Annotated in this window: 21 protein-coding genes; 13 read left to right on the forward strand and 8 right to left on the reverse strand. The window is 69.9% G+C overall.

Annotation, left to right across the window (positions count from 1 at the left end; translation table 11 throughout):
* Positions 1 to 13: 13 nt before the first annotated feature.
* From ACOJUJ_RS10660 to ACOJUJ_RS10705, 10 genes are all read left to right on the forward strand, one after another.
* On the forward strand, positions 14 to 316 hold the full coding sequence (locus ACOJUJ_RS10660; RefSeq protein WP_420126854.1) for a hypothetical protein: 303 nt from the start codon (positions 14 to 16) through the stop codon (positions 314 to 316).
* 146 nt (positions 317 to 462) lie between these two features.
* Complete coding sequence (locus tag ACOJUJ_RS10665) at positions 463 to 1,899, forward strand: MATE family efflux transporter (RefSeq protein ID WP_420126855.1); 1,437 nt, start codon at positions 463 to 465, stop codon at positions 1,897 to 1,899.
* 516 nt (positions 1,900 to 2,415) lie between these two features.
* On the forward strand, positions 2,416 to 2,985 hold the full coding sequence (locus ACOJUJ_RS10670) for an RNA polymerase sigma factor (protein ID WP_420126856.1): 570 nt from the start codon (positions 2,416 to 2,418) through the stop codon (positions 2,983 to 2,985).
* Entirely contained in the window at positions 2,982 to 3,692 is a 711-nt protein-coding gene (locus tag ACOJUJ_RS10675) for an anti-sigma factor family protein (RefSeq protein WP_420126857.1), read from the forward strand. The genes ACOJUJ_RS10670 and ACOJUJ_RS10675 overlap by 4 nt, the downstream gene beginning before the upstream one ends.
* 34 nt (positions 3,693 to 3,726) lie before the next feature.
* Positions 3,727 to 4,698, forward strand: a complete 972-nt coding sequence (locus ACOJUJ_RS10680; RefSeq protein ID WP_420126858.1) for a DUF4097 family beta strand repeat-containing protein — start codon at positions 3,727 to 3,729, stop codon at positions 4,696 to 4,698.
* Between the two features lie 74 nt (positions 4,699 to 4,772).
* A complete protein-coding gene (locus tag ACOJUJ_RS10685; protein WP_420126859.1) occupies positions 4,773 to 7,421 on the forward strand; it encodes a DUF5916 domain-containing protein in 2,649 nt (882 codons plus the stop codon).
* A 29-nt stretch (positions 7,422 to 7,450) separates the two neighbouring features.
* Positions 7,451 to 8,485, forward strand: coding sequence for a DUF4097 family beta strand repeat-containing protein (locus tag ACOJUJ_RS10690; RefSeq protein WP_420126860.1), 1,035 nt, complete (start codon positions 7,451 to 7,453; stop codon positions 8,483 to 8,485).
* A gap of 387 nt (positions 8,486 to 8,872) precedes the next feature.
* Complete coding sequence (locus ACOJUJ_RS10695) at positions 8,873 to 9,268, forward strand: type II toxin-antitoxin system RelE/ParE family toxin (protein ID WP_420126861.1); 396 nt, start codon at positions 8,873 to 8,875, stop codon at positions 9,266 to 9,268.
* The gene (locus ACOJUJ_RS10700) at positions 9,265 to 9,603 is read left to right on the forward strand and encodes a helix-turn-helix domain-containing protein (RefSeq protein ID WP_420126862.1); all 339 of its coding nucleotides are present in this window, start codon (positions 9,265 to 9,267) and stop codon (positions 9,601 to 9,603) included. Before ACOJUJ_RS10695 ends, ACOJUJ_RS10700 begins: the two co-directional genes overlap by 4 nt.
* A gap of 446 nt (positions 9,604 to 10,049) precedes the next feature.
* Positions 10,050 to 11,594, forward strand: coding sequence for an FAD-dependent oxidoreductase (locus tag ACOJUJ_RS10705; protein WP_420126863.1), 1,545 nt, complete (start codon positions 10,050 to 10,052; stop codon positions 11,592 to 11,594).
* 292 nt (positions 11,595 to 11,886) lie between these two features.
* Here ACOJUJ_RS10705 and ACOJUJ_RS10710 read toward each other — a convergent pair whose 3' ends face one another.
* Positions 11,887 to 12,975 (reverse strand): serine hydrolase domain-containing protein, encoded by a 1,089-nt coding sequence (locus tag ACOJUJ_RS10710; RefSeq protein ID WP_420126864.1) that lies wholly within the window; start codon positions 12,973 to 12,975, stop codon positions 11,887 to 11,889.
* 189 nt (positions 12,976 to 13,164) lie between these two features.
* On the opposite strand from ACOJUJ_RS10710, the gene ACOJUJ_RS10715 reads away from it, so the two are divergent.
* Positions 13,165 to 13,833: an HAD family hydrolase gene (locus ACOJUJ_RS10715; RefSeq protein WP_420126865.1), complete on the forward strand. Its 669-nt coding sequence runs from the start codon at positions 13,165 to 13,167 to the stop codon at positions 13,831 to 13,833.
* A gap of 96 nt (positions 13,834 to 13,929) precedes the next feature.
* Positions 13,930 to 14,889: a DMT family transporter gene (locus ACOJUJ_RS10720; RefSeq protein ID WP_420126866.1), complete on the forward strand. Its 960-nt coding sequence runs from the start codon at positions 13,930 to 13,932 to the stop codon at positions 14,887 to 14,889.
* Positions 14,890 to 15,276: 387 nt separating this feature from the next.
* On the opposite strand, the gene ACOJUJ_RS10725 is transcribed toward ACOJUJ_RS10720, so the two are convergent.
* Positions 15,277 to 15,810 (reverse strand): hypothetical protein, encoded by a 534-nt coding sequence (locus tag ACOJUJ_RS10725; RefSeq protein ID WP_420126867.1) that lies wholly within the window; start codon positions 15,808 to 15,810, stop codon positions 15,277 to 15,279.
* Positions 15,811 to 16,044: 234 nt separating this feature from the next.
* Between ACOJUJ_RS10725 and ACOJUJ_RS10730 the strand changes: the two genes are divergently transcribed.
* Positions 16,045 to 16,236: a hypothetical protein gene (locus ACOJUJ_RS10730; RefSeq protein ID WP_420126868.1), complete on the forward strand. Its 192-nt coding sequence runs from the start codon at positions 16,045 to 16,047 to the stop codon at positions 16,234 to 16,236.
* Between the two features lie 436 nt (positions 16,237 to 16,672).
* On the opposite strand, the gene ACOJUJ_RS10735 is transcribed toward ACOJUJ_RS10730, so the two are convergent.
* The 6 genes from ACOJUJ_RS10735 to ACOJUJ_RS10760 form a co-directional block, all read right to left on the reverse strand.
* Positions 16,673 to 17,137, reverse strand: coding sequence for an SRPBCC family protein (locus ACOJUJ_RS10735; RefSeq protein WP_420126869.1), 465 nt, complete (start codon positions 17,135 to 17,137; stop codon positions 16,673 to 16,675).
* A gap of 53 nt (positions 17,138 to 17,190) precedes the next feature.
* Positions 17,191 to 17,664 (reverse strand): UPF0158 family protein, encoded by a 474-nt coding sequence (locus ACOJUJ_RS10740; protein WP_420126870.1) that lies wholly within the window; start codon positions 17,662 to 17,664, stop codon positions 17,191 to 17,193.
* A 303-nt stretch (positions 17,665 to 17,967) separates the two neighbouring features.
* Positions 17,968 to 18,390: a hypothetical protein gene (locus tag ACOJUJ_RS10745; protein ID WP_420126871.1), complete on the reverse strand. Its 423-nt coding sequence runs from the start codon at positions 18,388 to 18,390 to the stop codon at positions 17,968 to 17,970.
* Between the two features lie 92 nt (positions 18,391 to 18,482).
* On the reverse strand, positions 18,483 to 19,964 hold the full coding sequence (locus tag ACOJUJ_RS10750) for a TIR domain-containing protein (protein WP_420126872.1): 1,482 nt from the start codon (positions 19,962 to 19,964) through the stop codon (positions 18,483 to 18,485).
* 47 nt (positions 19,965 to 20,011) lie between these two features.
* Positions 20,012 to 20,308 carry a hypothetical protein gene (locus tag ACOJUJ_RS10755; RefSeq protein ID WP_420126873.1) on the reverse strand — a complete coding sequence of 99 codons (297 nt, stop codon included), beginning with the start codon at positions 20,306 to 20,308 and terminating at the stop codon, positions 20,012 to 20,014.
* Positions 20,309 to 20,322: 14 nt separating this feature from the next.
* Complete coding sequence (locus ACOJUJ_RS10760; protein WP_420126906.1) at positions 20,323 to 20,712, reverse strand: DUF3224 domain-containing protein; 390 nt, start codon at positions 20,710 to 20,712, stop codon at positions 20,323 to 20,325.
* Between the last annotated feature and the right edge of the window lie 20 nt (positions 20,713 to 20,732).

Here is a 20,732-nt window from a genome sequence, read left to right on the forward strand (position 1 = left end):
GGAGCTCTTGGAAATGATGATCGAGGCCGTTGCCCCCATGATCGTGATGATGACGCTCATCCTCACCACCGGGGGAGTGCTCATTCTGCGTCCCATCTCCAGGCGGCTGGGCTCGTACCTGGACGCCGTGACGGCGGCCAAGCTGCGGCCGGCCCCGGAGGCGGACCTGGCGCGCATTCACGACGTGCTTTCCAGCATCGACGGCCGCCTGAACCAGATCGAAGAGCGACAGGACTTTGCCGAGGCCCTGATCTCCGCGTCCGATCCCAAGCTGCTCACCATTCCCGCCCCCGTGCGGGCGCCCGAGCGAAACTGACCGGACGCGGCGTCCCCACCGGGGGGCGACCGACGGGGCCTCGCGGATTCGCGGGGCCCCGTCGCTTTTTTTTCGCCCGTCGCGCGCGGGTGCCGCAACCCCGTGCGCCGCGTTATCTTACTGGCCTTTCCATTCGGTACTTTGTGATGCATACGGTCGCCACGCCCCGGGTCCGGGGCGACAGGGAGCGCGCCGCCGCCCGCCACGGACGCAGGCGGCGCTCGCTGCTCTTTCTGCACGAGCTTCGCGCGCTGCTGCGCCTGGCCGGCCCCATCGTGGTGGGCCAGCTGGGCGGCATCGCCATGAACACCACCGACACCATCATGGTGGGCCCGCTGGGCGCGCCGTCGCTGGCCGCGGCCGGGCTGGGCAACGCCATCTTCATGTCGCTGCTCATGGTGTGCACCGGCACGCTGATGGGCATGTCGCCGCTGGTAAGCCAGGCGTTTGGCGCGGGCGACCGCCGCGAGTGCCGCCGGGTGATGGTGCAGGGGCTGTGGCTGGCCTCCGTCCTGGCCATCCCCATGACGCTGGTCTGCTTCTTTGGCCTGCCGATCGCGCGGGCGCTGGGGCAGCCGGACCAGGTGGCGCGGCTGGCGGGCGGATACCTGGCGGCCATCGGCTGGGGCGTGCTTCCCATGCTGCTGTTCATGGCGTTCCGGCAGTACCTGGACGCCATGGGCCTTACCCGCCCGGCCATGGTGATGACCTTTCTGGGCGTGGCCGTCAACATCGTGGGCAACTACCTGCTCATCTACGGCTTCGAAGTCGGCGTCCCGCTCTTCGGCACGCTCGAGGTGGCGCCCGGCGGGCTGGTGGGCGCGGGGTGGTCCACCACCATCTGCCGCTGGAGCATGTTCCTGGCGATGGTGATCTACATCCTGCGGCGCCGCGATCTGGCCGTGGGCGTAAAGCTGGCGCCGGTGGCCGCGCGGCTGCGGCGGATGGCGGCGGTCGGCGCGCCGATCGGCGGGCAGCTGCTGGCCGAGGTGGGGGTGTTCGCCTTTGCGGTGGTGATGATGGGGTGGCTGAGCCCCGTGACCCAGGCCGCGCACCAGGTCACCATCAACATCGCCTCGGCCACCTTCATGGTGGCGCTGGGCACCAGCCTGGCGGGGTCCATCCGGGTGGGCCAGCACGTGGGCGCGGGAAGCCGCCGCGCCGTGCACCGCGCGGTGCTCACCACCTACGTGGTGGTGGTTTCGTTCATGGCGATGTGCGCGCTGCTCTTTCTGGTGGCGCCGCGGTGGCTGCTGGGGCTGTACACGGACGACCCGCGCATCGTGGAGGTGGGGATGGGGCTGATGGTAATGGCCGCCGCCTTCCAGGTGTTCGACGGTGCGCAGGTGGCCGGCCTGTGCGCCCTGCGCGGCGCCGCCGACACCCGCGCGCCCATGTGGATCACCGTGCTGGGCTACTGGGTGGTCGGCGCGCCGGTGGCGTACCTGCTGGGGTTTCACACCCGCATGGGCGCGCCGGGCATATGGGCGGGGCTGGTCGTCTCGCTGGGGGTCGTCAGCATCCTGCTCGCCTGGCGCACCCGCCTGGTGCTGTGGGACCGGCCGCTGCCCCGGCGCGTGTAGCCACGCCCGCGAGTGCTTCGGACACGGTGGCGCGAGATGGTGAGCGCCCCCTCCCCGACCCTCCCCCGCAAACTGCGCGGGGGAGGGAGGTGCGACGCACCTTACGGAGTGGGATCGAATTTCTCCCCTCTCCGTGAGGAACGAACGGGGAGGGGCCGGGGGAGGGGCAACCCGCGGACGCGGTTCGATCCCGTTCGAAGCATCCTGAAGTTCTCCTCTCCCCCCTGCAGTTCGGGGGGGAGAGGCCGGGTGAGGGGGGGCGCCCCCGGACGCCAGTTGGATGCCGGTCGACAGCACCGGGATCCACAGGCTGTGTTCCTCCATCCGCCCGAAACCCCCGTTCCCGTTATTCCGTCCTTCCTGGCTCGATCCAGCGCGGCAAACCCTTGTGGTACCCTCCCATGCATCCTCTCCAGACCCGCGATCCGCATCCGGTGACATCCTCGTTTAAACCCTTGGGGCCGCGGCCGCGTCATAGACCCGGAAACGCGATGCTCCCCGAACGCACATGTCCCGATGGCGGCACTCATGCTGGCTGACATCCCCCCCGCTTCGGAGGTGAGGGCCGTGGACCTCACCGTCCGGCGGGCGCAGCAGGGTGACACGGCCGCCTTTGAACAGCTGTACCGCGACAACGTGGGCCGCATCTTTGGCCTGTGCCTGCGGCTGAGCGGCGACAGCGCCCGCGCCGAAGAGCTTACGCAGGACGTGTTTGTCCGTGCGTGGGAAAAGCTGGCCAGCTTTCAGGGCAAAAGCGCGTTCAGCACCTGGCTGCACCGCCTGGCGGTGAACGTGGTGCTGGGCGACCGCCGGTCGGAGTCGGTGCGGGTGCACCGCGTGTTCGCCACCGACGAGCCGGAGAAGTACGAAACGCCCTCCACCCGCGCTTCGGATCCGGGGACGGCCATGGACCTGGAGCGCGCCATCGCCACGCTCCCCCCGGGAGCCCGCGCGGTGTTCGTACTGCACGACGTGGAAGGCTACAAGCACGAAGAAATCGCCGAGATGCACGGTTCGGCGGTGGGAACCAGCAAGGCGCAGTTGCACCGCGCCCGCAGGCTGCTCAGGGAGGCACTGGGACGATGACACACGAACAGATTCTGGAGCTGCTGGACGATTTCGTGGCCGGCGACCTGCCGCCCCGCGAAGAGCGGGACGTCCGGCGCCACCTGATGCAGTGCGAAGCCTGCCGCGCCGAAGAGCAGGCGCTGCGCGCGCTTCTGGACGAGGCGGCCGCGCTTCCCGACGAGATCGTCCCCGCGCGCGACCTGTGGAACGACATCGCCCCCAGGCTGCAGTCCCGCGGGTCGCTGGTGGATGAACCCGACGCCCTGACCGAGGTGCGCGTGATCGGACCCCGGCCTGCCCGTCCGCTTCCCTGGTGGATGTCGGCCGCCGCGGCGATCGCGCTGGTGGTCACCACCTCGTTCGCCACGCTGCAGTTCTCCGACCGCCGGGCAGAGACGGTGCCGGCCATCGAGTCGCAGCAGGCGCAGGCGCCCCAGGGTGCCGCGCCGCGCAACGCGACTACGGCGCTGGTGGCGTTCAAGCCGGCCGAGCAGGAGTACGAAAAGGCGATCTCCGACCTGCAGATCGTCCTGCAGACCCAGCGCGGCCGCATGGCGCCGGAAACGGCCGCCACACTGGAGGCCAACCTGAAGATCATCGACAAGGCGATCGCGGAGTCGCGGGCGGCGCTGGCCGCGGACCCCAACAGCGCGGAGCTCACGCACATGCTCTCCGACGCATACAACACCAAGCTGGACGTGCTGCGGCAGGCGGTCTCGCTCTGACCCGCGCACGCACCTGAAGAGGATAAACGGAGCCATGACACACATTCGCACCCTTGGGCTGGCGGGCGCCGCGGCGCTGCTGCTGGCGGTCCCGGCCCACGCCCAGCGGCAGGTGAACGAGCGCCACGCCGCCTCCGCCACGGGGACGGTAGAGGTCCAGATGAACAGCGGCTCGGTGCGCGTGACGGGGTGGTCGCGCAACGAGGTGCAGGTCACCGGCAGCCTGTCGCGCTCGGGCGACCAGGTGGTGATGGACGGCGGCGGCCGCACCCTGGAGGTGCGCGTGGCCAGCCGCAACGGCGGCCGCGGCGGCGCCGCCACCCTGGAGATCCGCGTACCCGCCGGCAGCACGCTGGAGGTGGTGGCCGGCTCGGCGCCGATTACCGTGGGCGGCGTCACGGGCTCGGTGGAGGCGGTCAGCGCCAGCGGCCCCATCACCATCCACGCCAGCTCGCGCCACGTCGAAGCCGTCGCGCAGAGCGGACCCGTGACCATCGAGGGGCAAACGGAGACGCTGGACGTGACGGCGATGAGCGGCCCCGTGCGCGTGACGGCCAACGTGCGCCAGCGCGCCACCATCGAGGCGCTGAGCGGGCCCGTGGACCTGCTGGGAAGCGTGGGCGAGGTGCACGTGAACGCCGTGAGCGGACCCGTGCGGGTGGCCAACTCCACCGGGCGCGTGGAGATCGAGGCGGTGAGCGGCAGCGTGTCGTTGAACGGCACCCGGCTGCGCGGCAACGTGCAGAGCGTGTCGGGAAACCTGGTGGTCACCGGCTCCGTGGGCGGCACGCTGGGGCTGGAAAGCCACGGCGGCAACGTGGAGCTGCGGCTTCCCTCCGGCACCAACGCCGAAGTGGAGGTGGCAACCTTCAGCGGCTCGCTGCGCTCCGACTTTGGCAACGGAAACGGCTCGCGGGGGCGCGAGCGCCACGTCACCATCGGCCGCGGGGGACCCAGCGTGACCATCAGCACCTTCAGCGGCGACGTGAAACTACTCCGCAGGTGACCGCGTAGCGCTCCGGGCAGGGCTCTTCATCACCCACGACCTTACCTCGGACGATGGTTACCGGGATCCTTCTCTTGGGGGCCACCCTTCTGGCCCCGTCCGATTCCACTCCACAAAAGACACTGGCCGCGCACCGCCTTGCCCCCGGGCAGGCGGCGCCGGTCCTGGACGGCCGGCTGGACGATGCCGCGTGGGCCCAGGCGCCCGTGGCCGGCGAGTTCGTGCAGAGCAAGCCGCACGCGGGGCAGCCCGCCACCGAGCGCACCGAGGCGCGCATCGTCTACGACGGGGGCGCGGTGTACGTGGCCATGCGCGCGTACGACGCGGCGCCGGATTCCATCGCCGCGCAGCTGGGGCGGCGCGACCCGGACGGCATCTACAGCGACTGGCTGCACGTGGTGCTGGACAGCTACCACGACCGCCGCACCGGCTACCGCTTCTCCGTCAATCCCCGCGGCGTGAAGATGGACGCGTTCCACTTCAACGACGGCGACGAGGACGACGGCTGGGACGCGGTGTGGGACGTGGCCACGCGCATGGACTCCGCCGGATGGACGGCGGAGTTCCGCATCCCGCTGAGCCAGCTGCGCTTCAAGCCGGGCGCGGGGGCGCAGACGTGGGGGCTGCAGTTTGGCCGCGACGTGGCGCGCCGCGAGGAACAGTCCACCTGGACCCTCATGGCGCCCGACGAGCCCGGGTTCTCCTCACGATTCGGGGTGATGACGGGGCTGGCGGACCTGCGCTCGCCGCGGCGGCTGGAGCTGCTGCCGTACACGGTGGCCAGCGTGACGCGCGAGCCGGGCGGCGGCGCGGACCCGTTCTATCACCAGACGGCGCCGTACGCATCCGTTGGCGCGGACCTCAAGTACGGGCTGGCGGGCGACCTTATGCTGACGGCCACCATCAACCCCGACTTCGGGCAGGTGGAGGCGGACCCGTCGGAGGTGAACCTCTCCGCGTTCGAGAGCTTCTTTTCCGAGAAGCGTCCGTTCTTCGTGGAGGGCGGCGACATCTTTCAGTTTGGCGTGGGGCTGGGCGACGACAACAGCGAGTCGCTGTTCTACTCGCGCCGCATCGGCCGGCAGCCGCAGCGGGGGGTGGATACCGACGACCAGCGTCCGTACGTGGACGCGCCGCAGCAGACGACCATCCTGGGCGCGGCCAAGCTGACGGGGAAGGTGGCCGGATGGTCCATCGGCGTGCTGGACGCGGTGACGGCGGAGGAGCGCACGCGCTTTCTGGACGCGGGGACGGGGCAGGTGGGGTCGGTGGTGAGCGAGCCGATGGCCAACTACTCCATGGCGCGCGTGCGGCGTGACCTGCGCCAGGGGCGCAGCTCGGTGGGCGCGGTGCTCACGGGGACGTACCGCTTCATGGACGACGACCCGGCGCTCCTGGTCCTCCCCTCCTCGTCGGTGGCGGGCGGGCTGGACTTTCGCCACAAGTTCGGCGCGGACGACGCCTGGCAGGTGTCGGGGTACGCGCTCTCCAGCCTGGTGCAGGGCGACAGCCTGGCCATCGGCCGCCTGCAGCAGCAGCCGCAGCGCTACTACCAGCGGCCGGACGCGGACCACGTGGCCTTCGACCCCCGCGCCACGTCGCTGACCGGGAGCGCGGCGAGCTTTCAGCTGGCCAAGATCGGCGGCAAGCGCTACCGCGGCGGCGTGCTGGGGCTGTACCGCTCGCCGGGGTTCGAGGTGAACGAGCTTGGCTACCTGCGCGAGGCGGACAAGGTGGAGGTGGCGGCGTACGGGCGCTGGTTCCAGTTCGAGCCCCGGGGCGCCATCCGCCGCGGTGACCTGGGGTGGAACCTGTACAGCGGGTGGACCACGGGCGGCGAGCGCACCTTCACCGGCGGCAACGTGAACGGCAGCTTCTCCCTGAACAGCCTGTGGGGCGCGTACGGCGGCATCGAACGGGGGATGGGCGGGCTGAGCCCGCGCTCCCTGCGCGGCGGCCCGGCGCTGCAGACGCCCGGCTCCTGGGCGGGCTGGGCCGGCTTCTGGTCGGACTCGCGCAAGCGGGTGTCGGGCGGGGTGGAGACCAGCTGGGGGGTAGAGGACCAGACGGACGGCTACCGCTGGTGGCTGGGCCCGTACATCAACGTGCGCTCGTCCAGCCGCCTGTCCATCGCGCTGAACCCCTCCATCTCGCGCGAGCGCTCGGCCACGCAGTACGTGGGCACGTGGAACGACGGGGCGCTGGACGAGAGCCGCTACCTGTTCGCGCAGCTCAACCAGACGGTGGCGGCGCTTACGGCGCGGGTGAACTACACCTTTACGCCGGAGCTCACGCTGCAGCTGTACGCGCAGCCGTTCGTGGCCGCGGGCGACTACGACGGGCTGATGGAGGTGGCCGACCCGCGTGCCGGCGGCTTCACCGGGCGTTTCCACTCGCTGGGCGGCGAAGCGCGGGCGTGCGACGGCTTTTACGGCGTGCGGGGGACGGGCGATGGATGCGGGGACGGGGCGGGGTTCGCGTACACGGTGGACAACCCGGACTTCAACTTCAAGCAGTTTCGCAGCAACGCGGTGCTGCGCTGGGAGTACCGCCCGGGAAGCACGCTGTTCGTGGTGTGGAGCCAGGGGCGCGAGCACTCCGCGTCGGACGGCTCGTTCCGCCCGGGGCGCGACTTTGGCCGCCTGTTCGGGATGGACGACGCCATCGACGTTCCCGCGACCAACGTGCTGATGATCAAGCTGAACTACTGGCTCAACCTGTAGGCTTTCCCCTTTTTCGGAAGAGGTTCGGGATGCGGATGATCCATACGGCGCGGTTCGCCGTGCTCGCCGCGGCGGTGACGGCCGCGCCGCTGGCGGGGCAGCGGGCGGAGCGCTTTACCCTCACCGGCTCGCCGGCGACGGTGCACAACCTGGCGGGCGAGGTGACGGTGGCGGCGGGCTCCGGCGGCGGCGTGGTGGTGGAGGTCACGCGCGGCGGCGCCGACGCGGCGCGGCTGCGGGTGGCGCGCGACGGCAACGAGGTGCGCGTGGCCTTTCCCGGCGACCGCGTGGTCTACGAGCGGATGGGCGCTCGCGCACGGTCCACCCTTTCCGTGCGGGCGGACGGCAGCATCGGCGGCGGGCTGCGCGCGCGCCGGGTGACGGTGAGCGGGTCCGGCAACGGCACGCGGGCGTACGCGGACGTGCGGGTGCTGGTGCCTGCAGGGCGCAGCGTGGAGGTGCACCTGGGCGTGGGGCGGGTGCAGGTGAGCAACGTCAACGGCGAGCTGAAGGTGCACACCTCCGCCGCCGCCGTGCGGGCGCAGGGGACACGCGGCTCGCTGGAGGTGGAGGTGGGCTCCGGCGCCGTGGAGGTGCGCGACGCGCAGGGCGACGTGGCGGTCTCCACCGGCTCCGGCGCGGTTACGCTGGGCGCCGTGCGCGGTACGCGGGTGGAGGTAGAGACGGGGAGCGGCGCGGTAACGGCCACGGACGTGCGCGCGCAGGACCTCTCCATCGACGTGGGCTCGGGCCGGGTGCAGGCGGCCGGGATCGCTGCCCGCGACATGCTGGTGGACACGGGGAGCGGCGCGGTGGACCTGGCGCTGGTGGCGGACGCGCAGAACGTGACCATCGACACCGGTTCGGGCGGGGTGATGCTGGCGCTCCCCGCGAACTTTGGCGCGGACGTGGCGATCTCTACCGGGAGCGGCGGGATCAACGTCGACGTGCCGGTGACCCGGCGCCAGGCGGACCGCGACAGCTTCCGCGGCCGCATCGGCGACGGCAACGGGCGCATGGAGATCGAGACCGGCTCCGGCGGCGTCCGCATCCGCCGCCGCTGACCAGCCGTCATCGGAGCCAATCCGGAGAAACAGCAGGTCTCACGCGGAGACGCGGAGACGCGGAGACGCGGAGGACGCGGAGGCGCGGAGAACCTCTCCACCCGGAGTCTCCGCGCCTCCGCGTGAGGTCTGGTCTTTGTTGCGGACCGATAATCATCCACCGAGCCAGAAGGCCCGCCCTCCACGCGAGGGCGGGCCTTTTTGCGTCACCTGTGCGTCACCGGCGTCATCTCAAGATATACAAAATCTGCCAACTCGCGGACGAGAGAAATCGCCGCTGGCGCAAGGTGCGCGCTTGTTTTTGGGGCTGTAATGGCACACGGACTTCCAGCGAAATTGGAGGTGTTGACGAAACATATCGAAATGCATATAGTCAGGGGAAGCCGCATGGGTGAGCCGTTGCTACGCCCGCTGGTGTTCGTCGGGGGAGCGGGCAAGGAGTACCGACAGTTCCCGCGTGCCGTGACGCACGAGATGGGATACCAGTTGCATCGCGTGCAATTGGGAAAGGAGGCCGCCGGCGAAAAGCCGTTGTCTCAGGGCCCGCTGAAAGGCCTCGGCATCCGGGAGCTCCGGGACGACTTCGACCGTGATACGTATCGAGTGGTGTACACGGTCAAGCTCACGAACGCGGTATATGTGCTGCACGCGTTCAAAAAGAAGTCGAAGTTCGGCATCTCGACGCCGAACCATGACATCGACGTGATCAGGCAGCGGTACCTGGAGGCTGTAAAGCTGGATGCGGCGGTCCAATCAACATCAGCGCGGGACAGGATCCGATGAGTGACGAGCTTCCGGAGTTCTTCGTCTGCAGCGACAACATCTTTGCCGACTTCGGTGATCCCGACGCGGACGAGCTGCTGGCGCGCGCCAAGCTCATGAGCGCAGTCACCGACATCATCAAGGAGCGGGGGCTTACCCAGGCCCAGGCGGCCAAGGTCCTGGGGACCAACCAGCCCACGGTCTCCGACCTGATGCGCGGGAAGTTCAACAAGTTCTCGCTGGAGCGGCTGATCGGGTTCATGACCGCGCTGGGGCACGACATCGAGATCCGCGTGCGCCCGCGGCCGGCCGGGAGCGAGGGGCCCACGCTGTCGGTCGTGGGCGATCGCATGTAATGTAATACGGAATCCGGGAAAACACCTGTCATTCTGAGCCTGAGGGAGCGCCCTCGTCGGGCTCTCGGGAACGCCACGAAGCCAGTGGCGCGACCGAAGAATCTCCCTCCCCTCGCGCGGAACCCCTTTCCGGGTAACGCCCGGGAACCCCGTCGTGACGGAAAGAACCGCGCGTTTCAGCATGGAGATTCTTCGGTCGGCGCCATGCTCCTGCGCGAACGGAGAGTGCTGCGCGGCGCCTCCCTCAGAATGACAGTTTTGTCGGATCTGGTATAACCGGTCTGCGGAGCCCTGCTCATCGAGAAAGGAGGCCTGTCCCGCGAAGGGGCGGGCCTTTGTGCGTCGTGGAGCGCGGCTTGTACGAACATTGCAGCCGTCGATCCGTCCGCCCGCCGCGCATCGACGCGCGGCGCGTGGTGGTGCGCGCATTGGTGAGGAGGCTGGGGATGCAATCGTCCGAAAAGTCGGTGTCGGTGTGGGAGGCCACGGTGCCGCAGCGCGAGTATCCGCCGCTCGCGGGTGAGGCGGAGGCGGACGTGTGCGTGGTGGGCGCGGGGATCGCCGGGATGACGGCGGCGTACCTGCTGGCCAAGGCGGGGCGGCGGGTGATCGTGCTGGACAAGTCGGGGGTGGGCGGCGGCGAGACGGGGCAGACCACGGCCCACCTGAGCAGCGCGCTGGACGACTACTACCACGTGCTGGAAAAGGTGCACGGCGAAAAAGGCGCGCGGCTGGCCTACGAGAGCCACCACGCGGCCATCGCGCGCATCGGCGCCATCGCGGCGGAGGAGGGGATCGGCTGCGACTACGCGCGCGTGGACGGCTACTGGTTCCGCCAGCCGGACGACGGGCACGGGCCCGACTTTCTGGAAAAAGAACTGGAGGCCGCCCGCCGCGCGGGGGCGGAAGTGGAGATGGTGCCGCGCATCCCCGACGTGCCGTTCGACAGCGGGCCGGCGCTGCGCTTTGCGGGGCAGGGGCAGTTTCACGTGCTCAAGTACCTGGCCGGGGTGGCGGACGCCATCCGCCGGCTGGGCGGGCGCATCCACACCGGCAACCTGGTCACCGAGGGGGAGGGCGGGGCGCGCGCCACGGCCAGGGGTGAGGGCTTCTCCGTATCGGCCGGGGCCGTCATCGTGGCCACCAATCCCCCGATGCACGACCTGTTCGCGCTGCACACCAAGCAGGCGCCGTATCGCACCTACGTGATCGCGGGGAAGGTGCCGGCGGGGACGGTGCGGCCGGCGCTGTTCTGGGACACGCTGGAGTCCTACCACTACATCCGCACGCAGCCGGTGGAGGGCGATGCGGGGCAGGTGTGGGTGATCGTGGGCGGCGAGGACGTAAAGCAGGGGCACGCGGATGACCACGACGAGCGCTACGCGCGGCTGCTGGAGTGGGCCCGCCCGCGCTTCGGGGTGCAGTCCGCCGAATTGAAGTGGTCGGGGATGGTGATGGAGCCGTTTGACTACATGGCGTTCAGCGGGCGCGACCCGGCGGGGCGCGACAACGTGTACGTGCACACGGGCGACAGCGGCCACGGGATGACGCACGGTGTGCTGGGCGGTATGCTGATCGGCGACCTGATCCTGGGCCGCCCCAACGAGTGGGAGACGCTGTACGAACCCTCGCGCAAGACGCTATCGACCGACTCGCTGACGGAGTTCGCGAGGGAGAACCTGGACGTGGCGAAGCAGTACCTGAAGCTTTCGCCCACGTTGAGCGACGCGGACAGTGCGGCCGAGGTGGCGCCGGGGACGGGCGCGGTGGTGCAGCGTGGGCTGCACAAGGTGGCCGTCTACCGCGACGAGGCGGGGGTGGCGCACGAGATGTCGGCGCTGTGCACGCACCTGCAGTGCGTGATCCGCTGGAACAGCGAGGAGCGCAGCTGGGACTGCCCCTGCCACGGCTCGCGCTTCGCGCCCACGGGCGAGGTGCTGACCGGGCCGGCCATCTACCCGCTCAAGCGGCTGGACGCTTCGGGCGGCTGACGAACGGCGGAGGTCACGCGGAGACGCGGAGGGCGCGGAGACGCGGAGGAGAGGCTTCTCCGCGTTCTCCGCTTTCTCCGCGTTCTCCGCGGTTTTGTGTGAGAAGCATCGCCGTCCCGTGAACGGAACGAGTGCGCCGGATCACGGCTCGACGAACGATCACGCGCGGGCGGAGAGTAGATGTCTCCGCTGGCGCCAAGGTCTGGAGTGGCGGGCGGTTCGGTGTGGCGCCTCCTCCGCAATGACAGGTGTGCGTGGTGGCCTCTTACCGTGAACCGGGACGGATTCGGGATTACCGCACCAGCACGTTGGCGATGCGCTGGGCGAGCACGTCCAGGTCGGCGCGGTTGGTGTTGGCGAGCAGGATGATGGTGGCGTTCTGGTCGAGCAGGCGGTACAGGACGGCGTTGGCGCCCATGATGCTGCCGGGGCGCTTCGCCACCCGGTACCGCGTGCCGTTGCGCTCGAATCCGTAGGACCACAGGCCGTAGCCGTATTCGTCCAGGGCGGGTGTGAGCAGGCGTGTCCGCGCATCCGCGCCCAGCAGCCGGTCGCCGCCGAACAGGGCGTCGGCAAAGACCAGCAGGTCGGCGGCGTTGGAGTACATGCCTCCCGCGGCATAGAAGTTTTCCCAGTACACCGGCAGATCCGGAACCCCCTTGCCCGTATCGTCCGGATAAAAGTAGGTGCTGGCCAGGCGGGGGAGGATGGTATCCGATCGCATCATCCCCGTATCCCGCAGCCCCAGCGGGCGCAGGATGCGCTCATCCAGCACCTGTGCGTACGGCATTCCGGCGACGCGCTCGATGATCTTTCCGAGCACGATGTAGTCCGCGTTGTTGTAGCTGAACGCGGCACCCGGCTCGCCCTCCAGCGGCCCGCCGCAGCAGCGGGCCAGCAGCGCGTCGCTGGTGTGCGGCTTCTGGTACCGCTCTAGCCCGTTATCCACCCCCTCCTGAAAGCTGCGTTCGCGATCGAAGGCGGCCAGGCCGCTGGTGTGGTTGAGCAGCTGGTGGATGGTCACGCGGTCGGCGCCCTGTCCGGGATAGTCCGGCAGAACGGTTCCGATCGTCGCGTTCACGTCCAGCCGCCCCTCCTGGTGCAGTTGCAGGACGAGGACGGCGGTGAACAGCTTGGTGATGGACGCGACGCGGAAGCGCGTGGAATCGTCCATCGGCGTGCCGAACGCCCGCTCCGCCACGCCAAAGCTGCGCTGGTAGAGACGCCGGTCCCCGTGCTGCACCAGGACCGTGCCGCTGAAGTCGTGCTCGCGCGTGTAGGCGCCGATCAGCGAGTCCAGCGGCGCGGGGGGCTGCGCGGACGCGGCCGTTGGGGCGGCGACGGCGAGGATCGCTGAGATCATCAGCAGCGCGCGTCTCATCAGGATCTCGTTTGGCGGAAGGTCGCGGGAGGGTAGGCGTGGAGTTCGAATCACAGTAGTGGATGCGGGCCGGCTCCGCATCGTTTGAACTGCGCCGATCGCCGGGCCGGGTTTTGCAAAGGGGAGCGCGCCTCTGCGCACGGCGGCGGACGATGGGCCGTGCTCCGGCTGGAAATCGAGAGGAGCGGGATGACGAAGCGGACGAAGGCGGTGCTGCTGGACATCGACGGAACGCTGATCGACAGCAACGACCAGCACGCGCAGGCCTGGGTTGACGTGGGACGGGAGTTCGGCATCGACGTCGACTACGATCACGTGCGGCGGCTGATCGGGATGGGCGGCGACAAGGTGATGCCCGAGGTGATGGGGATCGAGGAGGATGAGCCGCGGGGGGAGAAGATCAAGGAGCGGCGCGGCGAGATCTTTCGCGAGCGGTATCTGCCGAAGCTGAAGCCGTTTCCCGGCGCGCGTGAGCTGCTGGAGCGGCTGCGCGACGACGGGTACACGCTGGCGGTGGCGACGTCCGCCAGCAAGGACGACATGGACGGGCTGCTGAAGCAGGCGGGGATCCGCGACCTGATCGACGAGAAGACTTCGTCCAGCGACGCGGAGGAATCCAAGCCCGATCCCGACATCGTGCAGGCGGCGCTCGAGGAGGCGGATGCCAGGCCGGACGAGGCGCTGATGCTGGGCGACACGCCGTACGACGTGGAGGCGTCGGGGCGCGCGGGAGTGCGGTGCGTGGCGCTGCGCTGCGGCGGCTGGGGCGACGCGGAGCTGGGCGGCGCGGTTGCGGTCTACGACGATCCGTCCGATCTTCTTGCCCGGTACGCCGACTCTCCGTTCGCGGCGGGATGACCGCGGATCGGGGGCGGATGACGACGAGGAAACCCGGCGGACCGGGGGAGAGCGCGGGCTCTCCCCCGGTTTCCGTCTAGCCGGTGAGAGGGGCGGATGTCGATGGATGAGCAGGGCGCGGCGGCCGAGACCGCGGCCACGGAGCTGGGCGCGGAGGCCACGGGGCCGGTTCCCGGATGGGGATGGACGGAAACGGCGCTGAGCCTGATGGTGTTCGTGTGGGGCGTGAACTTCGCCGTGGTGAAGCACGCGCTGGACAGCATTCAGCCGCTGGCCTTCAACGCGCTGCGTTTTGTGATCGCGTCGGTGCTGGTGTGGGCGGTGCTGCGCGCGCGCGGCGAGGTGTCGCTCCCCGAACGGCGCGACATTCCGCGCGTGGTGGCGCTGGGGCTGCTGGGAAACGTGCTGTACCAGATGTGCTTTATCCTGGGGCTGGACCGCACGGCGGCCGGGCACGCCAGCCTGATCCTGGCGCTCACCCCGGTGATGACGGCGTTCCTGTCGATGCTCACGGGGCACGAGCGCCCGGGGCCGCGCACCTGGGGCGGCGCGTCGCTCTCCATCCTGGGCATTGCGCTGGTGAGCGGGGCCAGCATCCGCGTGGAGGGGGCGAGCGCGCTGGTGGGCGATGCCATCCTGGTGACGGCGTGCGTGGCGTGGTCGGTCTATACGGTGGGCGCGCGGCCCATCGTGCGGCGCTACGGCTCGGTGCGTACGACGGCGTGGACGCTGTGGTGCGGCGCGGTGGGGCTGGTGGCGCTGGGAACGCCGGCGCTGCTGCGGCAGGACTGGCAGGCCGTGAGCGCCGAGGCCTGGGCGGCGCTGGTGTTCTCGGCCACGTTCGCCATCGGGCTGGCGTACCTGATCTGGTACCGCGGCGTGGAGCGCATCGGCAACACGCGCACGGCCATCTTCAGCAACCTTACGCCCGTCGTGGCGCTGTTCGCCGGCGTGGTGCTGCTGCACGAGAAGCCGTCGGCGCTGGCGCTGGTAGGCGCGGCGCTGACGCTGGGTGGGGTGATGGTCGTGCGGACGGATCCGGGGTCGGTGGGGTGAACGGGTGAACGGGTGAACGGGTGAACGGGTGAACGGGTGTGAGGGTGTGAGGGTGTGAGGGTGTGAGGGTGTGAGGGTGTGAGGGTGTGAGGGTGTGAGGGTGTGAGGGTGTGAGGGTGTGAGGATTTCGAATGAATTTCCCCAAGGCTGATTTCCTGAGGGAGGGGCCGCTCCGAGCTTGCTGCCACCGGGGTACTTTGGCGCCGACCGAAGGATCTCGCCGGTAGCACCTCGGGGCCGGATCAGTGCCGCGTGGCCAGCGCCGCAAGGACCGGAACGAGAGATCCTTTGGTCGCGCGTAAGCGGTTGAAGAATCTCGATTGATCGAGGCGCGCTCCTCGGGAAGTCAAAGCTCGGGTTATCTGAACGTGTATCGTGAACACACGCTCAGGGCGCCGGGATGGAGATGCTGACGGTGGTGGCGGGGGGGCGGATGGGGGTGCGGAAGGGCTGCCAGTGGTCGCCAGCGAAGAGAGCGCCGCTGGCGGCACCCAGGCCCAGGCCCAGCGCGCCGCCACCCAGGCTGGTGACCAGCGTGGCACCCACAAAGTTGTCGTCCTTGCGCTCCATGGAGATCAGCGGGCCCAGCACCACGCCCGTGGCGAAGCCCATGAACAGCCCCGCCACCCCAAACCGCCGCACCGACCGCCGCCGGTCCAGTCCCTCGTTCTTCAACAGCCGCTTCACACTCGCCAGCGGCACGGCGTAGCGCGTCCCCGTCCCCATCTCCCGCAAGGCAAGGCTGTCGGTGTGGTACACCAGCAGCTCGCCTTGCACCAGCCTGGGCCCCCACTCCGCAGCCAGCACGCGCACGGTGTCACCGGGCTCCAGCGTGTGGCCGTTGTCCTGCGCTGCGGCCCGCATCGGCGGCAGGACGGCGACGGCGGCGAAAAGCAGGACGCGGAGCAGGGAAGCGGGCATCGGCATTGGATCGGCCGGATGAAGAGCGTGGGATGATGCCGCTGGCGGCATCGCGCGCGTCAACATCCCACGTGCCGGTGGTTTTCACAAGATGGAGACTGCGCCACGTGCGTCTGCCCGCCGGCGGCGTATGACGAGGAACTTGTGGAAGGTGGCACGGAGAACGCACCGTGACGGGAGCCGGCCCACCCCGGGCGCGGCACGCAGGCGGGTGCGATGCCGACGGAGGAGCGCATGGCGGACGTGAACACGCGCGGAACGGGACGCGGCACCAGCGGGTCCACGATGCTGCTGGGCCTGCTGCTGCTGGTGGTATTGGTGCTGGTGGTGTGGCTGGTGATGCGCGGCGGCGGCGACGCCAACGTGGAGGTGAACGTTCCGCGGGTAGAGACGCCGGACGTGGAGGTAAAGAGCTCCGGCGGCTGAACCTGGGGACTCCGTGGATACGGGTGCGGCGGAGGGGTCATCCTCCGCCGCGTTTCGTATCCATGCGCGTCCTGTCAGTCGGCGGCCACCTCAAGCCCGGTCATCCTGAGGGAGCGCACCACCGGTAACCAGAACTCACGGTAGAGCTTGCGCGCGACCGAAGGACCTTCTCCCGGCCGGCGGGGCCGGCTTCTCGGCACGAATTCACGCACCACGGTTGTGCCGGCAAGGTCCTTCGGTCGCCGTCGTGGATCCAGGCAGGGCAAGGGTCTGAGCAGCGGCTCTCTCAGGATGACTGGGCTTTACGCGCGGAGGCGTTTCGGCATCTGCCGCGTTCGCGTTTCATCAACCGAATGTCACGATAGAGATGGATGATGCGATCAGCCACTGCGCGGCGAAATGCGTTCCCAGCACGACCACCTGTCCACCAACGCGATCAGCGATGCCCGGCGGCGGCGCGCTGTTGTGCCACGCGCTCCAGGTTCGCGATCTCCTTGCGGTAGACGGGCGCGGCCAGGCGCGGCAGCAGCACGCTTTCCAGCCAGCCCACAATGCCGCCGCGCGTGTACGTTGTGGTGATGGTCACGCGCGAGTGTCCGTCCGCGATCGGCTCCACGCCAAACGTGCTCACCAGGTCGGAGTCGCGGTCCGATTCCATGAGCAGGCGGCCGGGCTGGGGCTCGGTGACGTCCATGCGGTACGTGATCATCCCCAGCCCCTGCCGCGTGGTGACGCGAAACACGGTGCCCGCGCCGGTGCCGCCGCTCTCCACCACCAGCTCGCCGAACGGCGGGCGCGGCAGGATGCCGGGGTGCCCCTCGTGGTAGTCGGCCAGCACGCCGTACACGACGGCGGGCGGCGCGTGGACGTCGGCGGATGCGCGGATGGTGACCTGGGACATGGCGGTCGATGGGGATCAGTGGCTCGAGTTGCCCGTCGGATGGGTGCGGGGGCTTATGCTCCGAACTCGGGCGGAGTGGCCTCGAACACGTCCGCGTCGATGTCGTGGCTCGCCAGCCAGGCGCGGGCGGACGCCTTCAGCTTGGCGTCCTCGTAGCGATGCCACGCCCCGCGAACCTCGGGAAACTCGTTAAGCGCATCTCTGAACTGGCGGAACGGACGAGGCCGGTCCAGCGCGTCCAGCAGCCTTTCGCGAACCTGCTCGTTCTCCTGTTCCAGGGCAAAGTCTTCCATCCACCGGAAGCCCTGGCTCGATCCAATGAATTCCACCATGATGAACCGGTCGCCCTCCAGCGGGTCGTCGCCAGGGTCGTCGCCGCCGATCTCGATTCCCATCTCGCGCCACTCGGAATCGCGCAGCCAGCCGGCGATCAGCAAGCCGCCCGTCTGTGTATCGAGCACCCACTCCGAGTCGTGGTCGCTCAAGGCGACGCAAAGCTCATCGAGGTCAATGCTGATTCTGGACATGGTCCCACGGAGGTGAGTGAGCGGAGTGCACACGCCATACGGTGCGTTTCGTCCGCCGCTCGCGCAAGTGGCTCCGCCCGCTCAGAGCCGCGGTTCGGCCTGGTGGAACGCGCGGTCCCACCGGGCCCGTCATCCGCAGCCAGACGGGACCGCCGGACGGGGTAACGGTGATGGTGAACTCCAGGAACGGACAGCAGCGGCGCTCGTTCGCCACGAAGCGCATCGTGCCGTCCAGCCGCTCCGGCCCGCCGCGGAAGCGTATCCATCCTCCAGCGCCCTCCGCTCCGGAATCCACCCTCCCGATCAATCCCCCACGTACAGCACCCGCTCCACCCGGCGCCCGGCCGCGTCGCAGATGGCGGTAAGCTGCACGTCGTCGAAGACGGTGAGGTCGTACAGGTGCAGCAGGCGGCGGTGCGGGCGCAGGCTACCGAACTCGTGCCTGCCGTCCGTGGACTGGTCGGCGAACTGTACGTCCGTGCTCCCCGCCAGCTGCCGCGCCCGAAAGTAGCGCGCGAAGGCAGTGGCGGTGGCGGCGCAGTCGTCGCCCGGGTGCACGCGCTTGTGCAGGCGGGCCAGTGCGGTGACGTGGTAGTTGTGGAAGAACGGGTAGCCGATCACACCCATGGGCACCAGGAACAGCCCGGCGACGATCGCCAGCGCCTGGAGGAGATTGCGGAGGGGGCGGCGGCTCGCCACTGGGTCGGAGGGCGGAATGTCGCTCATTCGATGTGCGAATCGGCGATGAGGCGGGTGCGCGCCGGCGGCGGCCGGGGAAGCGGCAGCCGTCGTCCGTCGTATGTGTCTGCCTGCGGAGGCTACGCGTGCGCGGATGCGCCGGCGCGGATGCGGGCCTGGTGCGCGGCGCGGATGCGCTGCAGGCGCAACACCACCTCGGCCGCGGAGCCGGGGCGCGCGTCCGGCTGCGGGCTGGTCATCGCGGCGACGAGTTCGGCCGCCTCGGACTCGGTGACGGCGCTGGCTTGCGGGTCGGCGCCGCCGCGCTCCCACCGCCCATCGGGTGCGTCCGGCCAGAACAGGTCTTCGAACAGCCGGCCCAGCGCGTAGACGTCCGCCGCCGGGGTCGCGACGCCGGCCGCCTCCTGCTCCGGCGCGGCGTACCCTCCCGCTCCGAACGCGGCGGAGACGGGAACGCCGGACTGGTACGAACCCTCCATGTCCTTCTCCCACCCGTTCCACAGCTCCAGCCGCTCGGCGGCAAGCCGCTGAATGCCGGTCATCATGAAGTCCATCAGCACCGGCTGCCCGTCGGCGCGGACGAGCACGTTGCCCGGCTTGAGGTCGCCGTGCGGCACGCCGGCCGCGCCGTCGCCGTCGATGCGGCATTCGTGCGCCACGCGCAGCGCCTCCGCCGCGGCGATGGCGACGTCCAGGCGGCGGGCGAGCAAGGCGCGTTGGGCGGTGGCGGCGGAGGGATCCCGCCGCGTCTGCAGTCCGCGGCTCCACTCCGGCAGCGGACGGCCGTCCACCGGCTCGTACACCAGGTACGGCGCCGCGCCGATGCCGATGCGTACGTAGTCGTAGTCCAGCAGCGCGGCGATCCCCGGATGGCGCAGCGACGAGACGCCGCGGACGGCGCGCTCGGTGGCCTGCATGACTTGCCGCAGGTCGTCGGCGAAGGGAAAAAAGAGCTTGAGCGCCACCTGCCGCCCCAGCCGAGTGTGCACGGCGGCGAAGACGGCGCCCGACGCACCCACGCCCAGCAGCTCCCGCAGCGTGTAGCCGCCGATCTCCTGGCCGGCGTACGCTTCGCGGTGGGCCAGGTGCTGATGCACGTCCGCCAGCGAAAAGCCGGGGTTCTCCACAAGTGACCGCCAGATGGCCGGCAGCGCCGACCGCTGCGCCTCTTCCGGCGGCGCCGCGGCGGGTGGACGCCGGCCGGCCAGGGTGAGGATGGCCTCGCACGCGGCGTCGATTCCGCCGCCCGCATCGACCGCCAGGCGCGCGGCCAGGAGGGGGGAGCGGCGCGCCACGTCGGCGGCGGTGACGCCGTGCCACACGGGTATCATCAGCCGCTCCGGGCCCATCTCCCGCGCCAGCAGCCGGTCCAGCTCCGCCCGCGGCCACTCCATCCCCAGAAACCCGGGGCCGATCACCAGCACGCCCCACCCCGCCCGCGCCAGTCCCTCATCCACCCGCCGCCGAAGCGGGTCGCCCGGGGCGAGCTCCTCCGCGTCCAGCGACACGTCCAGCCCGTGCCGCCGCATCGCCGCGGCCAGCGGGTGCGCGGTAGCCGCCCTGTCTTCGCGAGCGTGGCAGATGAAGACGTCCCGCTGCATGGGAAGCCTCGTTCAGAGCAGGACCAGGGGGTGCCCCGGATGCGGAATCAGGGTCCGCACTTGGGGCAGCGGTCCACCAGCTTGCCGTCCGCGGGAAGCTCGCGCGCCACCCAGGTGCGCAGCGCGGACTTGGTGTCGGAGCAGATCTGCCGCGCGCCCCTGGCCCGCAGCCGTCCCGGATGTACGTCGCGGTCCACCTCCGGGCAGCCCGCCTTGTGCAGCAGCGGCTTGGAACGGGTGCGCACGGCGAGGATAAAGCCGTCCGGATGCGTATCGCGCCACCAGCCGTACTCGGCGTCGTCCGTGAACTCTTCCGTCGCGCTGGCCTCGGCCGGTTCGGGCATGAAAATGGTGCCTTTCAGGAGGTGCCGGGGAGGGTGTAGTCGAACTCGTAAGCGTGCTTGCCGCCTTCGATGATGATGTTGAGCCTTCCCGTGAGCCCCACGAGCTCGCCCGTGCCCGTGTCCGGCACCACGGTGATGGAAAGCGACGGCGCGCCGCGGTCCATGGTGCCGGTGTGCTGCAGGTAGAAGGTGCCGGTGCGGCCGTGCAGCGTACCCGTCACCTGCTCCAGCGCCACGTAGCCGGCGGAGCCCTGCACGCCGCCCTGCACGGCCAGCATCTCGCCCTTGCCGGTGGCTTGCAGGTCCCCGTGGAACTGCTTGTCCAGCGACATCCTGCCGATGGTGGCCGCCGTTTCCTGCGGCGCCATCTGAACTTCGAACGTGCCCGTTGCGCGTGTGCTCACGGATCTCTCCGACGGTGTGT

The organism is Longimicrobium sp. (assembly GCF_048594345.1).
Classification (GTDB): Bacteria; Gemmatimonadota; Gemmatimonadetes; order Longimicrobiales; family Longimicrobiaceae; genus Longimicrobium.

Bases quoted from the DNA above. Each gene is read 5' to 3' on its own strand.
- ACOJUJ_RS10660 (WP_420126854.1), top strand. From the start codon at position 14: ATGATGATCGAGGCCGTTGCCCCCATGATCGTGATGATGACGCTCATC.
- ACOJUJ_RS10675 (WP_420126857.1), top strand. From the start codon at position 2,982: ATGACACACGAACAGATTCTGGAGCTGCTGGACGATTTCGTGGCCGGC.
- ACOJUJ_RS10695 (WP_420126861.1), top strand. From the start codon at position 8,873: ATGGGTGAGCCGTTGCTACGCCCGCTGGTGTTCGTCGGGGGAGCGGGC.
- ACOJUJ_RS10725 (WP_420126867.1), bottom strand. From the start codon at position 15,810: ATGCCCGCTTCCCTGCTCCGCGTCCTGCTTTTCGCCGCCGTCGCCGTC.
- ACOJUJ_RS10715 (WP_420126865.1), top strand. From the start codon at position 13,165: ATGACGAAGCGGACGAAGGCGGTGCTGCTGGACATCGACGGAACGCTG.
- ACOJUJ_RS10670 (WP_420126856.1), top strand. From the start codon at position 2,416: ATGGCGGCACTCATGCTGGCTGACATCCCCCCCGCTTCGGAGGTGAGG.
- ACOJUJ_RS10740 (WP_420126870.1), bottom strand. From the start codon at position 17,664: ATGTCCAGAATCAGCATTGACCTCGATGAGCTTTGCGTCGCCTTGAGC.
- ACOJUJ_RS10700 (WP_420126862.1), top strand. From the start codon at position 9,265: ATGAGTGACGAGCTTCCGGAGTTCTTCGTCTGCAGCGACAACATCTTT.
- ACOJUJ_RS10755 (WP_420126873.1), bottom strand. From the start codon at position 20,308: ATGCCCGAACCGGCCGAGGCCAGCGCGACGGAAGAGTTCACGGACGAC.
- ACOJUJ_RS10705 (WP_420126863.1), top strand. From the start codon at position 10,050: ATGCAATCGTCCGAAAAGTCGGTGTCGGTGTGGGAGGCCACGGTGCCG.
- ACOJUJ_RS10690 (WP_420126860.1), top strand. From the start codon at position 7,451: ATGCGGATGATCCATACGGCGCGGTTCGCCGTGCTCGCCGCGGCGGTG.
- ACOJUJ_RS10720 (WP_420126866.1), top strand. From the start codon at position 13,930: ATGTCGATGGATGAGCAGGGCGCGGCGGCCGAGACCGCGGCCACGGAG.
- ACOJUJ_RS10710 (WP_420126864.1), bottom strand. From the start codon at position 12,975: ATGAGACGCGCGCTGCTGATGATCTCAGCGATCCTCGCCGTCGCCGCC.
- ACOJUJ_RS10750 (WP_420126872.1), bottom strand. From the start codon at position 19,964: ATGCAGCGGGACGTCTTCATCTGCCACGCTCGCGAAGACAGGGCGGCT.
- ACOJUJ_RS10680 (WP_420126858.1), top strand. From the start codon at position 3,727: ATGACACACATTCGCACCCTTGGGCTGGCGGGCGCCGCGGCGCTGCTG.
- ACOJUJ_RS10745 (WP_420126871.1), bottom strand. From the start codon at position 18,390: ATGAGCGACATTCCGCCCTCCGACCCAGTGGCGAGCCGCCGCCCCCTC.
- ACOJUJ_RS10730 (WP_420126868.1), top strand. From the start codon at position 16,045: ATGGCGGACGTGAACACGCGCGGAACGGGACGCGGCACCAGCGGGTCC.
- ACOJUJ_RS10735 (WP_420126869.1), bottom strand. From the start codon at position 17,137: ATGTCCCAGGTCACCATCCGCGCATCCGCCGACGTCCACGCGCCGCCC.
- ACOJUJ_RS10665 (WP_420126855.1), top strand. From the start codon at position 463: ATGCATACGGTCGCCACGCCCCGGGTCCGGGGCGACAGGGAGCGCGCC.